This is a genomic window from Helicobacter sp. 13S00482-2 (assembly GCF_002272795.1).
GTDB lineage: Bacteria > Campylobacterota > Campylobacteria > Campylobacterales > Helicobacteraceae > Helicobacter_J.
The window spans coordinates 23,855-38,941 of sequence record NZ_MLAT01000006.1 but is presented as its reverse complement, the minus strand read 5'-3'; the positions used below and the strand labels follow the sequence as shown (position 1 = coordinate 38,941).

At 35.6% G+C, this 15,087-nt stretch carries 9 protein-coding genes; all 9 read left to right on the top strand.

The genetic code is table 11. The features are described from left to right. Positions 1-67 precede the first annotated feature (67 nt). The 9 genes from BKH42_RS04270 to BKH42_RS04230 all read left to right on the top strand — a co-directional run bounded on the left by BKH42_RS04270 (position 68) and on the right by BKH42_RS04230 (position 15,032). Positions 68-5,221, top strand: coding sequence for an autotransporter outer membrane beta-barrel domain-containing protein (locus BKH42_RS04270; protein WP_095295252.1), 5,154 nt, complete (start codon positions 68-70; stop codon positions 5,219-5,221). A gap of 69 nt (positions 5,222-5,290) precedes the next feature. Further along, positions 5,291-6,508: a hypothetical protein gene (locus BKH42_RS04265; protein ID WP_095295250.1), complete on the top strand. Its 1,218-nt coding sequence runs from the start codon at positions 5,291-5,293 to the stop codon at positions 6,506-6,508. A 52-nt stretch (positions 6,509-6,560) separates the two neighbouring features. After that, on the top strand, positions 6,561-6,998 hold the full coding sequence (gene flgB, locus BKH42_RS04260) for a flagellar basal body rod protein FlgB (RefSeq protein WP_095295388.1): 438 nt from the start codon (positions 6,561-6,563) through the stop codon (positions 6,996-6,998). Positions 6,999-7,011: 13 nt separating this feature from the next. Beyond that, a complete protein-coding gene (gene flgC / locus BKH42_RS04255; protein ID WP_095295248.1) occupies positions 7,012-7,506 on the top strand; it encodes a flagellar basal body rod protein FlgC in 495 nt (164 codons plus the stop codon). Positions 7,507-7,525: 19 nt separating this feature from the next. Continuing rightward, a complete protein-coding gene (fliE, locus tag BKH42_RS04250; RefSeq protein ID WP_095295246.1) occupies positions 7,526-7,828 on the top strand; it encodes a flagellar hook-basal body complex protein FliE in 303 nt (100 codons plus the stop codon). 9 nt (positions 7,829-7,837) lie between these two features. Next, positions 7,838-9,601, top strand: coding sequence for a penicillin-binding protein 2 (locus tag BKH42_RS04245; protein WP_095295244.1), 1,764 nt, complete (start codon positions 7,838-7,840; stop codon positions 9,599-9,601). Positions 9,602-9,659: 58 nt separating this feature from the next. Then, entirely contained in the window at positions 9,660-10,364 is a 705-nt protein-coding gene (locus BKH42_RS04240) for a hypothetical protein (protein ID WP_095295242.1), read from the top strand. Between the two features lie 227 nt (positions 10,365-10,591). Continuing rightward, the gene (locus BKH42_RS04235) at positions 10,592-12,742 is read left to right on the top strand and encodes a TonB-dependent receptor (RefSeq protein WP_180673971.1); all 2,151 of its coding nucleotides are present in this window, start codon (positions 10,592-10,594) and stop codon (positions 12,740-12,742) included. A gap of 142 nt (positions 12,743-12,884) precedes the next feature. After that, on the top strand, positions 12,885-15,032 hold the full coding sequence (locus BKH42_RS04230; RefSeq protein WP_095295238.1) for a TonB-dependent receptor: 2,148 nt from the start codon (positions 12,885-12,887) through the stop codon (positions 15,030-15,032). The last annotated feature ends 55 nt before the right edge of the window (positions 15,033-15,087 follow it).

Sequence of the window (15,087 nt, the reverse complement as noted above, 5' to 3'; positions counted from 1 at the left end):
ATTATTATACAATGACCTAGCAATGCTAAGTATTTCTTTGTAATTTCTTTAAAATTAAGGATATATTATGACAACAACGCACAAACAGACTACATTATTTTCTTATGTGTGTAAAAATATAATCAATATTTTTACACGTATTAAAAATGATGCATTAGCTTACTGTCTTCAAATTTTCTTCCATAGAAATTTTGCTCAAAGAATCTTTTTGATTCCCTCAGTTTTTCTTATCTTTATTCTTATGTGTTCAAACGCATATGGGGCAAGTGGAACTTTTGGCGATAAGGATGGTTGCACTGCAGCAACTGAGAGTTGTATTGCTGGGAATTACACCTATGATGATGCTAAAAATGTAAGTGTAAAATACACAACCATCAATGGAAATGTTGTTTCATTCAAATTCACAGGACCTGGTTCATATATTGATTCTTTGGAGATCAAAGGAAAGGCCTTGAGTTTTTCTGCTGGAAGTAGTTTTGATGTTTCAGGTATCAAGAAAGGTACTTTCACAGATGCTTTACTCATTGGAGATTATGTAAATTCACCTGGAACAACTCAATCCACCCTTGTTAGCGAAATGAAATTTACTGGTAATGTTAAAAAAACCGATGAAGACTATGCCTTCATAGGAAGTGTCAAAAACTACAACGGAGAAGTTCATCTTGATTTTAGTGTGAATACAGATGGACAAGGAGATAATAGCAGAGGTGCAAATGTCTTAGGAGATCTCATCGCAGGTGCAGGGAGAGATACCTATGGTTATAATAAAGCAGTGTTTGGTAGATTCATAACGATGAAGGGGAATATCATCAATCAAGCCAATCCTGGTGAATCAGATCCAAGCAAAAAAGGCAGTGTGATTGGAATCTATGGTTTTTCAGAAGGTAGTAATCTCATCGGAGATATATCCACAAGTGTTGGTTTTATGCAAGTTTTATTCGTGGATGCTTTGATGCAAGGAGATATCAATATTAGCTCAGATGGAAGCTATGATTCACACCCTACAATAAACACATTACCAAAAAATCTTCAAGGTCAAATTCCCGAGCCTATAGATGATGTAGTTAAAAGAGATGGCACCACTTCCATTTCTTTTTTAGATGGTCAATTGACAGGAGATATCAATAAAAGCAACACGGGCAAAGCCACTGTTTCATTTAGCTATAGCAAAGCATTTCAACCAGATTATGCTTTCAAAGGGACTGCCAAGAACACAGGAGGAGAATTGGTATTAAACTTTGTAGGCGATACATCTGGAATGGGAGATGGAGATGATGATAGTAGTAATAAAATCATCTGGAAAGGATCTGAAGAAACCAATATCGCCCTTTATAACGCCGCTGATACCACCGTGAATTTAGATAAATCTTCAGTGCAAGGTGATATCATTAACACTGATGGTGGCACATTGAATATGATTTTTAAGTCTTCTGATCATGGTGGGATGTTCAATCTGATGGGAGGGGGTACGACCATCAATGCTTCTGCTGGTTCTTTTTTGGGAAGCTTTAGTGGTAGCGGGAAGCTTGATTTGACCTTAGATGTATCTTCAGCAGGGGATATCATCAACTCCAATGATAGCTCCACTATCAAATTAGTGGCATCCACTACTGAGACTCTTGAGTTAGGAAATATTGATTTTAAAGGCATCATCACTGGGGATATCAATAACTACAGAACTGGGGATATCAACAATCACAATCAAGATGGCAGTACCTTTAAGATCATTAATTCAGCGGTAGGCAATATTACTGATGTGAAAAATCTCGACATCAGTTCTTCTAGCGTGGGAGATATCAGCAATAATGATAGCACTGCTACCCTCAAACTTCACGATATAGTTGGGCGTACTATCGGGAATATAATCTTTGGAGGTACTTTAGAGGCGGATTTTGACAATAATACTGTAGGGGATATCACTATCACAGGTGGAAATGCTAAATTTAGTCTTAAAGTTACGAACACTATAGGTATGATAAACACACTAGGTGGTAAGAATAGTATTGTGGATGACACCCCAAAAGGATCGGATCCTGATATCACGATAGCAGGTACCAATACAAGTGGTGGAGAATTCACCTTTCTAGGAAAAGCGACTGTTAGTGGTGATATTCTCACCACAGGTGGAACTTCTGCACTAGGTTTTATATCTGGTGGTAATGCTAGAGGAAACATCATCACGCAGGGTGGAGAATCTAATGTTATATTTTTTTCAAAAGTAGATAGTTCAGATGCACATATTGTTGGTGTTCCTATTGACCTAAGTTCGGCTCATTTATTTAGCAGTTTTACTAGTGCTGATGCTGAAGAGAAACACTCCATGCTCTCTTCACTCACTTTTTCTGAACTCAGTGATGCCTTAAGACAAGCAAATATATCTAATTATGGTGGGGAAATCATCACTTCTGGTGGTGAAACTGGAGTTAAGTTTATTGATAGTCTTTTTCTTGGAGGTTCTATTGATACAGATGGAGGCACTGCGAATGTTGTACTAGAACTTTCTGAAGCTTTTGTTTCCAAATTAAAAGCTGATGAGCTGATGAACACCTTGTTATACCAAGGAGATGGACCAGAATTTAGCGTGAATACTACTTCTAATGGAACCAATAATATTGTTTTGCAAGGCAATGTAAAGGGGGTAGCACATTTCAACTATCTAGGAGGGGACACTCGAATTGTTTTTGCTGATAGTTTAAATGAACTCAAAGATGATGATTCTTTAACTGACTTTAACGATAAAAACTCTTTTGATATGAATTCAGCTGATGAGACCAAAAGAGTTGTTAAATTCTATGGTCATAGTTACCAAGATGGAATTTTTGTTCAGCTTGATGCTAATAAGGCAAATTCAATCCTCTCTTCTTATAGGAATATCTTTGGAACCAATACCACAACATTCAAGGTGGATAAAATAAGTGATCCTTCTGTTTATAGTGCTACGATCTCTGGAGTACTTGTTGGTAGCGTATATTCTTTGAATAAATCAACCTCTAGCACTCCAAAAACCTATGAAGCATTTTTTGATAAAAATGCTGCTTTTATCGGGGATCTAAATATCACTGATACTAATACTCATATCACTCTCTCACAAGGCTCTAAATTGGTTCTATCAAGTGATTCACATATCACCAAACTCTCTGGCACTCAAGATAGTGCTCCTATTGATTTTGGTAATATTATCGGAAGCACCTTAGAGCAGAGAAATACCGTGATTGATCTAGCAGGTATTTCTCTAGCTCAAGGAGATCTCAAATCTTCATTTTCTACCTTGAAAATTGATGAACTGAGTGACCTTGGCAACACCATGTTTCGTTTGAGTTATGATCCTAATGTGGATGCAACTGATGCCATCTCTAAAAAAGCTGATCACATCATCATCTCCAAAGTAAATGCTCCAACAGATGGTAGTCTTTTATCAAACTATATTCAAGTATTTCAAAATTCAAAAGAATTTGCCATAGGGGATTTGAGTCATAAAAATATCCTTGTTCTATCAGTAGCTAATAATCCAACTACAGGTAAAAGTGATATTTTATTTAACAATAAATCAAGCATACAGCAAGGCTATGATATTATCACCACTGTATTTGAGAAAAAAGAGGAAAACTCCTCAGATGGTGATGTAGCCCCCCCCCCCATTGATTCTTCAGCAGATTCTAGTGCAAGTGGCTCTGCAGTAATAGCGGGTGCAGAACCTAGTGATTCTGAACCAAGTGCGGATAGTTCAGATCTCAAACCAAATGACAGTGACTCTAAACCAAGCGATTCTTCTAGTTCTGATTCTAGTTCTTCTTCTGGTGATAGTGGCGACTCTTCTGATTCTTCTTCCAAACCAAGTGATGATGCTGATCCTTCTAAAATGTTTGCTTGGACAAACTACTACATCAAATCCGCTCATGCAAGCATCATGAAAGGTGCTCAAAATGGCACACAAGCAGCCATCAGCAATAACTATTCTATTTTCTTAGCCAATATCAATGATCTCAACAAAAGATTGGGTGAATTAAGAGGTAATACAAATGCTCAAGGTGCTTGGGGAAGGATATTTAATGGAATGAGTACCACCAATAGGGGCGAAGAAGTTAATATCTATTCCACTACCATCCAAGCAGGATATGATTTTTCTATTCCTCATGATTGCGCGAGATCTTACTTTGGAGGCGCGTTATCTTATGGTTATAATGTAATCAATGGAACTGATTTTAACGCAAAAGCACAATCCATTGAATTGGGTGCTTATTATTCGTTTGTGAGTGAAGAAGGTTTTTATACAGATACTATCTTAAAATATAGTTTTATCACAGATAAACCCTCAATCCCTAAAAATCAAAGCACTGATGAGGCGATAAATTCTTCCACAGTTTCTTTGGGCGAAGAGTTTGGTTATAGATGGAATTTTTTACTCAAAGATGTCCAAACTGCTAAGCATTCTTTATACCTTGAGCCTCAAGCTGAATTTATATTGGGATATATAGGGAATGGAACACTCAATCAGGTCAATGGAAATTCGTATTTAAATTCAAGCATTGATAGTATTCTTGCTTTTAGAGCAAGAGTAGGCGGGGTAGTAGGCTATGCACTCAAAACCGCTAGAAATCAAACTGATTTTAGACTTGGACTCTCATATGTAGGAGATGTCGCAGGAGGTGGGGATATTATCTTAAAAACCAACTTTTCACAGTCAAAAGCAACAACAACATCAAATCATATGGGTATGTTCAGCGTTGGTGTGAATTCTATTCTCTCTGAACAATGGAGAGTGTATGCAGATGTGGATACCTCTTTTGGTGGGAAATATTACAATCAAAATTATTTGATTTCTGTTGGGGGTAGGTATGCCTTTGGTAAAACATCTAAAGTCAGACAAACCATTAAAACAAACCAACCTGAAGAAACCAATCAAGAACAAAAACAAAACCTTTCTGGTGATGCAAAACTTCCATCGGGATATTATTGGGTGGTGTATGCTCTTCAAGGCAATTCAAACCTAAACTCACAACAAGAAGAGTTGCTAAAAAAATATCCTCATAGGATTTCTTATGAATATCAAAACACTAGAAATACTTCAGGAAAAACAAATAAAACTGCGATTAAATATTATCTTTTAGGAGAATTCAAGACAAAAGATGGGGCTTTGAAAAATCAAAGCGTTGCAGATGAAATTGCGGAGATTTTAAATGAGAAAAAGAATATCAAAGCCGTGCTCAAAGAAATAAAATAAATTTTTCATTCAAACATCTCGTCCTTAGATATAATGCTACTAAAGTAATTTTAAATTTGGAGAGATGCGATGGAACTGAAAAAATCACCAGGATTAGTGTTTGAGGATTATGATGCAAATAAAGAATTCTTTTCTCTTGAAGAGGATTCAGCTTTTAGTATCAGAACTCAAGAGATAAAAAGACTTGATGATCCACGACCTTTAGGGCTCAGTGGTCATTTACGTGTAAAAAATGAGAGCTATAGCGTCGCACAAGCCATAGAAAGCTCTATTCCTGCACTAGATGAACTCATCATCACTGTTCAGCCCTATATCAATGATAGCGGTATAGATGAGACTTATGAAATCTGTAAGCAAAAAAAGCAAAAATACACAGATAAAATTAAATTATTTTATTACACCCCTGAAGTGGCTACTATTGAGTATTTTAAAGATACCGATATGTATAAGACCAATGATTTAGAAGATGACATCCCAAACAATTCTATTCATAGCTTTTCTCATTATACTAATTTTGGTTTGAAGGAAATTTCATACAAATACTATACCAAAATTGATGCAGACCAAATTTATTTAACTGATAAGCTTAGAGAATTAAGAGATCATATCTTGTATGCAGACAGATTTGCTAAATCTCATCGTAGCTTTATGAACAAGGTTTTCGGGAAACTTTTGAGACCTTTTTGTAATCTTTTTTATTTGATATTGCCATCTAGGGTTTATATTTGTCTTTTAACCTTTATCAATAAAAAATGTGCGTTTGGCATGAGTGGATTTCAGCTTACTTTGCGGGGGGGGGGGCAAGAACTTGATGCAAATAATAAGACCTTGTTGGCTCTAAACCCTGCTAATTATAAAAAAGAACTTCTAGATTATTTTATTCCTTTATCACTTCATTATAATCGTTTTTATTGCACAAATGGCGGAATGGATACCTGCATATTTGCTCCAAATTCTAACAATCTATATGGCTATTTTAAAGATCACAGTGTTGAGATGCAAAATCTAGTTGGCAATGCGGGTTTTAGAAATCTAGGATATTTTTGGTTTCATTTAGGAATGATCAAGCGAAATTATTTTGTTATGGGAGAATATGGTAAAGACTACATCAGTTTGAGAGATTTTTTAAAGACTTCTTTTGCCAAGCTAAAACCTAAAATACAAACCAAAGCAGTTTATAAAAGCGACTATAAAGGATTTTGGGATAATCTTGCTTTGAATTTTGAAAAAGATAAAGCCTATATTAGAAAATTTCTCAAGCAATCTAAAGAGTCTTCAAAATCATAAAAAATGGAATAAAAAATGCTTGATTAGATTCATTAAAACTATGGAGTTTGTGATGAATTCATCTTATTTTGAATCTTCTAACATCTATCCTCTAGTGTATAAAGCACTTGATTATAGGTCGATAAGACAAGATTTAATCGCTAGTAATATTGCAAATGTGGATACTCCGTTTTATAGACCTAAAGATATTGATTTTGAATCTTATTTAGCTAAAGAAGAGGCCAAAATCATTGAAAATAAACCAGATTTAGAACTCAAGATGGCTGAAACTTCTCCAAAACATCTTCAAGGAAAGGCTTCTGAAGACAACAGAGCCTCAATGTTTTTTCGTGATGGGCATTTAGCAAGAAATGATGGCAATAGTGTGGATTTAGATGTTGAAACTAGCGAGATGGGTAAAAATAGCGTGATGTATCAAGCCATCACAGTGGCACTTAAAAAACATAAGGGAATTTTCGCTTATGCGATTGATTCAGGAAAGAATTTGTAATGAGGAGATTTTGATGGCATTTTTATCCAGTTTTGATATTAGCGGGTATGGACTATCTGCACAGAGGTTTCGGGTCAATGTTATTTCTTCAAATATTGCTAATGCCAACACCACTAGGACGGATGAAGGTGGCCCTTATAGACGTCAAGAAGTCATACTTAAGGCTTTTGATTTCAATAAGGTATTGAATGAAAAACTTGCTAAAAATAACAATAATGCAGAGTATGAAGATCCTCTTGATGAAGGGGATTTTGGAAAGTTGCCAAAACCTGCTATAATGAGTGTGTATGTAGATAAAATTGTTCGAGATGACAGAGAGCCTTTGATGAAATATGATCCTAGCAACCCTGATGCCAACGCTGAGGGTTACGTGGCATATCCCAATGTGAATCCAGTCGTTGAGATGGCAGATTTGATTGAGGCTACTAGAGCATATCAGGCCAATGTAGCTGCATTTCAAAGTGCTAAGAATATGGCCAGTAACGCTATTGTGATGTTACAAGCCTAAGAATTTTTAAGGAAGCAAAATGGAAAATATCAAAAATGATATCTCTCTTAAGAAGCCACTCTCAGGTGTTTCTACTAGTTCGCCTGTGAAATCAGGGGATAGTGGAGAATTTTCCAAGCTTTTGAAAAAGTCTATTGATGAACTCAATCAAGCTCAGGAGACTTCTGATAAGGCACTCGCTGATATGGCAAGTGGTCAAATAAAAGACTTGCATCAAGCTGCAATTGCTATTGGAAAAGCAGAGACAAGCATGAAATTGATGTTAGAGGTTAGAAATAAGGCTATTAGTGCATACAAAGAGATATTGAGGACACAGATTTAAGCTTGATAAATGGATGAAAGATCAAGAAAATCAGAAAAAATCCTTCTTGTATTTCTAGTACTTCTATTGTGTTTTGGCATTTTCGCCATTATTGTTTATACTAAGATTGTCATTCCCCGTAAGATTCCCACCCTTGTTGTTACAAAAACCGATGTTGCCACTAGAGGATCTATTTATAGTCAAGATGGCTTTGATCTTGCCTCTAGCAAGAAGCTTTATAAAGTGAGCGTTAATACCGAATCCATTGATCCAGATAAAAAACAGCTTTTTGTGAATCTTTTTTCAATTTATAGTGATATTCCTAAATCTATCATTTTAGAAAAAATATCCCAAAAGGGTTATATTGTCATTTCATATAATATCACTCCCAATACAGCTGCAAACCTAAGAGAGCTGAATTCTAAGCTCTTGGCCTATGATGTTTTTAGAGAGTATGAGGATAAAAAGGGGCGTATTGTTCAAAAAATGGGTATTGGTATTGAAGTGAGTGGGGTGAGTCGAATTTATACTTATGGAAATATCCTTGAGCCTGTTATTGGCTATACAAAAAAAGTTGAAGATGGAAGAATTACAACAACAGAGGGCGTGAAGGGCATAGAAAAATATCGTGATGGTATCTTATCCCCCAAGCAAGATGGAAAACTTGAAGGAAAACGTGATATAGGCTTTAATATCATTCAAAACAAGGATTCTAAATATAAAGTTCGTCAAGATGGTTTTGATGTGCAGCTCAGTATCCCTTTAAAACTCCAAAAAAAAGTGGAAGAAATTTTAGATAACGCCAATGAAAAATATAAATCCAAAGAAATTGTGGTGGGTATCATCAACCCAAAAACAGGAGAGATACTTTCTCTTGCAACCACAAAACGTTTTGATCCTAAGAATATCAAAAAATCAGATTATTCTTCTTTGAATGTTGATGCTATTGAGAGTTCTTATGAGCCAGGTAGTACTATAAAACCTATCGTGTATTCAATCCTCTTAGATAAAAATCTTATCAATCCTCTTAAAAGTATTGATCTAAACAAGGGATTGTATAAACTTGGGCGATATATTATTCGTGATGATACTATTCCTATGAAAAACCCCATTATTGAAGATATATTGATTCGTTCAAGCAATGTAGGAATGATTAAAATCAGTCAAAGGCTTAGTGGTAAAGAATTTTATGATGGTTTGAAAAGTTTTGGATTATCTGAGAATACAGGCATTGACTTGCCTTATGAAAAAAATGGATTGATTCCCAATGTAAGATTATTGAGTGGAGAGACTTATAAAGCGAGCACTTCTTATGGTTATGGATTGAGAACAACCTTTATGCAACTTTTAAGGGCATATAGCGTATTTGCTAATGGAGGCTATCTCATCACCCCTCATCTCACACAAAACCTCAAGGCTCCCAATGGCGATATTTATATACCAAAACTTCCTCCAAATAAGCGAGTTATCTCTTCTAGTACGGCTCAAAAAATGCAAGACACCCTTATTAAAGTGGTGAATGTTGGAACAGGCAAACCTGCAATGGTGGAAGGGCTTATTGTGGGAGGAAAAACAGGAACTGCTAGAATTGCCAAACAAGGCAAATATGATACTTTATATAACGGATCATTTTTTGGCTTTGTCAAAGATAATGAAAATGTCTATACAATCGGGGTAGTAGCATTTGGATCTCATCAAAATGAGGATTATTATGGAGGCAAGACAGCTGCTCCAATTTTCAAAGAAATTGTAGAACTTCTAAAATCTCAAGGTTATCTCAAACCGCTGAAATAAATTCTTAGTTACCAAGATTGAATATAATCTTAATATATCAACATAAAAAAGGAAAAAAATGAAAAAAGTTTTAATGGTTTTTTTGTGCATCAGCCTCTCTTTACTTTATGCAAATCTCCCCATAGAAAAAACTATCAAAGAAGATCAGGGCATTGATATCAAGGTTATTGATTCTGTTCCTAGTGGAATTGGTGGGATGAATATCACCATACTTGAACAGCCTAATGGTTTTCGCACCCCTGTTCTCTCAAGCGAGGATGGAAAGACTATACTAGGAATCCCTGATTTATTGATTTCTGGAAATGAAAAATTCAAAGACACCTTGCAAAAAATCTATCAAGAAATCACTCAATATAATGATAGTATGAGGGAAAATAGAGTGTTGGAAGTTTTCAAAAAATACGATGATAAGGTACTCAAGCTAGAAGGAAAAAATAAATCAAAAACTACTTATATAGTGGTTGATCTTAATTGTCCGTATTGCCATCAGGAGATTCAAAAACTTGATCGGGATCTAGAAGATTCAAATGTCAATGTGCTTGTTGTTGGTGCATTGGGTATGGATTCGGTAAAAAAAGCCGCAAGTTTTTCCGAAGAGTTAAAAAATAAAAAATCACAACAAGACAAAATAGCATTCATTAAGGCTGCCTTTGAGAAAACCTATAAAGCAAGGCAGGATGTAAATACTGCCTCCATAATAAATATCGGCAAAGAACTTGCACAAGCTGGATTGGACGCTGTCCCTTATATCATAAAAAAATAATCTAGATTGGTTGGTTTAATCTGTTTAGGCCAACCACTTTCCAAAAATATCACTAGTTTTAAAAAATGCCATCATTCATTTTGAATTTTTTACTCTAGAATCTATAAAACTATCTGATCGTTTCTTATTATTATTGATATTTTATTCATAATTTATTGACTAATTAATTTGATTGTAAGAATTGTTATAATAGTATCCGCTCTTATTAATTCTGAATGGAGTATTTTATGAAAAAAATAGTTATGGTTATTGTTATTGGTTTTATATCTATCTTGTTTGCTCAAGACGACATTCCTGGTACGGAAACTTATACACTTGATAAATCTGTGGTGTCTGCAAGTGGTTTTGAACAAAATATTCAAGAAGCTCCCGCTAGTATTTCTATTATCAGTGGCAAATCACTCACTCAAAAGCAGTTTTTTGATTTAGCGGGTGCGATTAATGGCGTACCTGGTGTGGATATTGGCACAGAGATGGGCAAAACAGGAGGATTGAACGTTAGTATTCGTGGAATGCCTAGCGATTACACACTCATAATGATGGATGGACATAGGCAAGATGCTGGAGGCAATGTTGCCACGGATAATGTGGGTTGGTCACAGGCTTTTAGTAGTTTTATCCCTCCCACATCATCTATTGAAAAAATAGAAGTCATTAGAGGCCCTATGAGTACGCTTTATGGGAGCGATGCTATTGGTGGAATAGTGAATATTATTCTCAAAAAGCCCAATATGAGTCATTTTGAAGGAGCAATGAATCTCTCTAGTGTCCAAAATCAACATTTTGAAAAGTATGGTTCACAATACTCTCAAGACATGTATCTATCTGCTCCAATTATTAAAGATAAACTCTCTTTTTCACTCAGAAGCAGAGAATATTTTCGCACTGCTTGGGATACTAGCGTTTCATATACTAAAGGAGGGGAAACACTCATCAGGCAACCTACCACACCTATTTATTTAGGATTGCCTACAAAATCAAATATCTATGATATTGGTGGACGTCTAGCTTATCAGATTGATGATAAAAACTACACTTATGTTGATGCTCAGTATTTTTATGATGATTATGACAACTCTGATGGCCAATTAGGAGGAGCACTAAGTGCTACAAAAGATTATGTGAATGCTAGAGCGAATTTTATCTTAGCACATCAAGGGAATTATGATTTTGGTAAATGGGACACTTCTATTCAATATAATGATACAGCAAATAAGGGACGTATCATTGGCCATAAGCCTGGTAAAGCCAAAAATTATAATAACAGGGGACTAGAAGGTCGAGATGTGGTTGTTGATACCAAACTCGTATCTCCTCTTGGGAAAGATTGGTATAGCAATAATCTTACCGTGGGTGGGAGGTATTGGTTTGAGTGGATGCGTGATTTGATAGTTGATCCTGAAGAGTTTGCCCAAAATACTGGAGCACTATTTATAGAGGATGAATGGGATCCTTTAGATGTGCTTTCTATCACACTAGGACTGAGATATGACTATAATCAGACTTATAAATCAAACTTTTCTCCTAGGGTTTATCTCGCTTACACCCCCTATGAATTTTTCACTATTAAAGGTGGTGTCTCTACAGGCTATAAAGCACCTTATATTAATGAACTAGTCAATGGCGTGAATGGATATGGAGCGCAAGGAGCATTCCCCTATATAGGCAATCCAGATCTCAAACCTGAACATAGCCTGAATTATGAAGTTTCTGCAGTGTTTGATATTTCAAATGTTGGACAAGCAAGTTTCACTTATTTTTATAATGATTTTAGCAATAAGATCGCAAAAATTTCAGTGGATCCATCTCAAAATTCAGCTTGTGTGCCTTATGATAAAACATCTTTTAATTATTGTTTTAGTTATGCAAACCAAGACAAGGCTTATGCTCAGGGCATAGAAGTGTATTTTAGCTCTCAGAGTTTTTATGGCTTCTCTCTTCAAGCTTCTTATACATTTTTGGATAGTCATTATAAAAGTGGTGTGTATGAAAACTCTCCACTTGTAGATACCCCAAAACATCAGTTATATGGAAAACTTGATTACACATATAAAGCATTTGATATTTATTTTGTGGGCAATTATAAGTCTTCAAGGGCTATTTTGCCAACCACCTCAGTTATAAATGGTGCAAAAGGATCAGAGATAGCAGCAACTATAGGACATTATAATCCTTATGCGGTATTTGATTTAGTTGCTAGTTATCAGTTTAGCAAGGAATTAAGAGGGAGTTTTGGTGTTTATAATCTCTTTGATCAAAGTTTTCAAGATTATACTTATGTCAAACAAGATGATAAAGGTCACGATATTATTGTGAATCGTTATAATGTGACTCAAGAGGGGCGAAGATTTTGGATTTCCTTGAGCATGAATTTTTAGATAGTCTGTGCGATTTTAAATAAGAATATTTTTGGGGTTTAAAAGATATTTTTAAAAATAATGATGCAGTTTTAAACTGATATTAATTTTCATTTTTATAGTATTTCAAAATTAATTATCAAAATCAACTTTAAGGATTTATATGAAAATTAGACTGATGTTATTAGCTTCTTTATCATTGGCTTTCGTAAATGCTCAGGATTCCACAAAGGATTACACACTTCAGAAAATCGAAGCTTCGGCCGAGAGAGCTGATAGTGCGCCAGAGAGTTGGAATTCTGAAGAAGTAAAAAACTATACAGGTTCTAGAACTGTTATTTCAAACAAGCAACTCAAACAAGCAGCTAATCAAACTGTGGATGAGGCGTTGCAAAATATACCAGGTGTTCAGATTAGGGATTTCAGCGGGACGGGTGTATTGCCAAAGATAAGCTTCAGAGGATTTGGTGGGGCTGGAAATGGTCACAGTAATACAGGAATGATTCTCTTAGATGGTGTTCCTGTTTATGGAGGACCTTATTCTAATCTTGAATTGGCTATTTTCCCTGTTACTTTTGAAGCAGTTGATCGTATTGATGTCATTAAAGGTGGCGCAAGTGTGCAATATGGTCCCAATACCTTTGGGGGTGTTATTAATATCATCACTAAAGATATTCCCAATGAATGGCAGAATCAAATTTCTGAACGAATCACTTTTTGGGGCAAGGATACAGGCTCAACTTTTCGAAAAAATGGTGAACCCGTAGCTAACAATATGCTTTATGATACTTATCTCAAAACAGGTGGGATGATAAATGATCATTTTGGAATCCAAGCAGAGGCAAATTATGTGGGTGGTCAGAGCTTTAGAGAATCTAGTGACACACAAGTGCAGAACTATATGCTTAAAGGTATCTATAAAATCAATGCAGAAAACAATATCAAAATGTACTATCAGTATTATAGTTATTTTGCAAAAACACCAGGTTCTTTGAGTGCAGAAGATTATGCCATTGATAGATTTCAAAATAGGCGTCAAGATGAAAGTAGCGATGGTGTGGCAAAACGATTTGGGGTAACCTACACCAATTATTTTGGGGATACAGATCAAATCGGTGGGAATTTTACCTTCACTTATTTTAATCACGATATGACTAGAAATTTTACCGTGAATGATAGATATAATACTATCGCTACAGGTTATGATAAGTCTAGTTCAGCTACAGACAATATCCGCCGTTTTGTGGTTAATGGCGTAGAACCTAAATTGAATATGAGTATTAACTCTGGTGTTTTAAAGCAAAACATCATCGCAGGAGCGAGATTTTTAACTGAGGACATTTATGGCCACGGCTATAAAACAACTTATGCCACAGGAATTTTAGAAGATCCTAAGCCTTATGTTTTGCGTAACAACTATACAGCACTCTATCTCAGTGATGAGTTCAGCTTTTTAGAAGGTATGCTTAGTATTACTCCAGGACTACGTTATGAGTTACTCAATTACACCAAAGATCTTACAGTGAAAGCCACAGAAAAAACAACCACTACTCATCGTCTTGATAATCAGTTTAATCCCGCTATAAATATTGGTTTTAAACCTATTAAAGATTTGATTTTGTACGCCAACTATACTAGAAGTTTCCTTCCTGCTCAAACAGGAGATATTGATGGCACAGATAAAAATTATGTAACGAATTTCCAAACTCTTGAAGGTGGAGGAAGATACGCTATCAATGAAATGTTTAGCATGAATGCAAATTATTTTGCGATTTTTGCAGATAATTATAAGATTGGAAAATTTGCCACTGAGCCTGTATCGGCAATTTCTCAAGGTGTGGAGCTAGAGGCTTATTATTCACCTATTGAAAACTTGACTTTTCACGCTGCTTATACCTACACCAATGCGGTTATTGCCAATGATAAACAAACCAAAAGTGGTGTTGCTATAAAAGGTAAAGAGCTTCCATATGTATCCCCTCATCAGTTTGTATTGGATGGAATCTATACAATAGGGAAGACAAACTTTGGGGTTTCAAGTTATTTTTACAGTTCTTCTTATACTGATATCTTAAACACTGTAGATGAGAATACTGCCCTAACAGCAGGAAAACTTCCTTGGTATTGGGTATGGAATGCACAAGTGAGCAGGACATTATGGAAATCTGGCCGACAAAGCATCCAAGGAAGTCTTGCGATGAATAATATTTTTAATATGAAATATTATTTTAGGGGGATTGGAGTCTCACCAGCAGGAAGACAACCCGCACCTGGAAGATCTGTTAGTGTGTATGTGAGTTATAATTTCTAGATGCTTATCAACTGCTGTAAGTCTCCTAGCCTCTTTTGCTAGTGTGACTGAGTTA

What these genes read in the sequence shown, in the direction of transcription:
- BKH42_RS04230 (WP_095295238.1), top strand. Translation starts at nt 12,885, where the DNA reads ATGAAAATTAGACTGATGTTATTAGCTTCTTTATCATTGGCTTTCGTA.
- fliE (WP_095295246.1), top strand. Translation starts at nt 7,526, where the DNA reads ATGGAAAATATCAAAAATGATATCTCTCTTAAGAAGCCACTCTCAGGT.
- BKH42_RS04245 (WP_095295244.1), top strand. Translation starts at nt 7,838, where the DNA reads ATGGATGAAAGATCAAGAAAATCAGAAAAAATCCTTCTTGTATTTCTA.
- BKH42_RS04240 (WP_095295242.1), top strand. Translation starts at nt 9,660, where the DNA reads ATGAAAAAAGTTTTAATGGTTTTTTTGTGCATCAGCCTCTCTTTACTT.
- BKH42_RS04265 (WP_095295250.1), top strand. Translation starts at nt 5,291, where the DNA reads ATGGAACTGAAAAAATCACCAGGATTAGTGTTTGAGGATTATGATGCA.
- BKH42_RS04270 (WP_095295252.1), top strand. Translation starts at nt 68, where the DNA reads ATGACAACAACGCACAAACAGACTACATTATTTTCTTATGTGTGTAAA.
- flgC (WP_095295248.1), top strand. Translation starts at nt 7,012, where the DNA reads ATGGCATTTTTATCCAGTTTTGATATTAGCGGGTATGGACTATCTGCA.
- flgB (WP_095295388.1), top strand. Translation starts at nt 6,561, where the DNA reads ATGAATTCATCTTATTTTGAATCTTCTAACATCTATCCTCTAGTGTAT.
- BKH42_RS04235 (WP_180673971.1), top strand. Translation starts at nt 10,592, where the DNA reads ATGAAAAAAATAGTTATGGTTATTGTTATTGGTTTTATATCTATCTTG.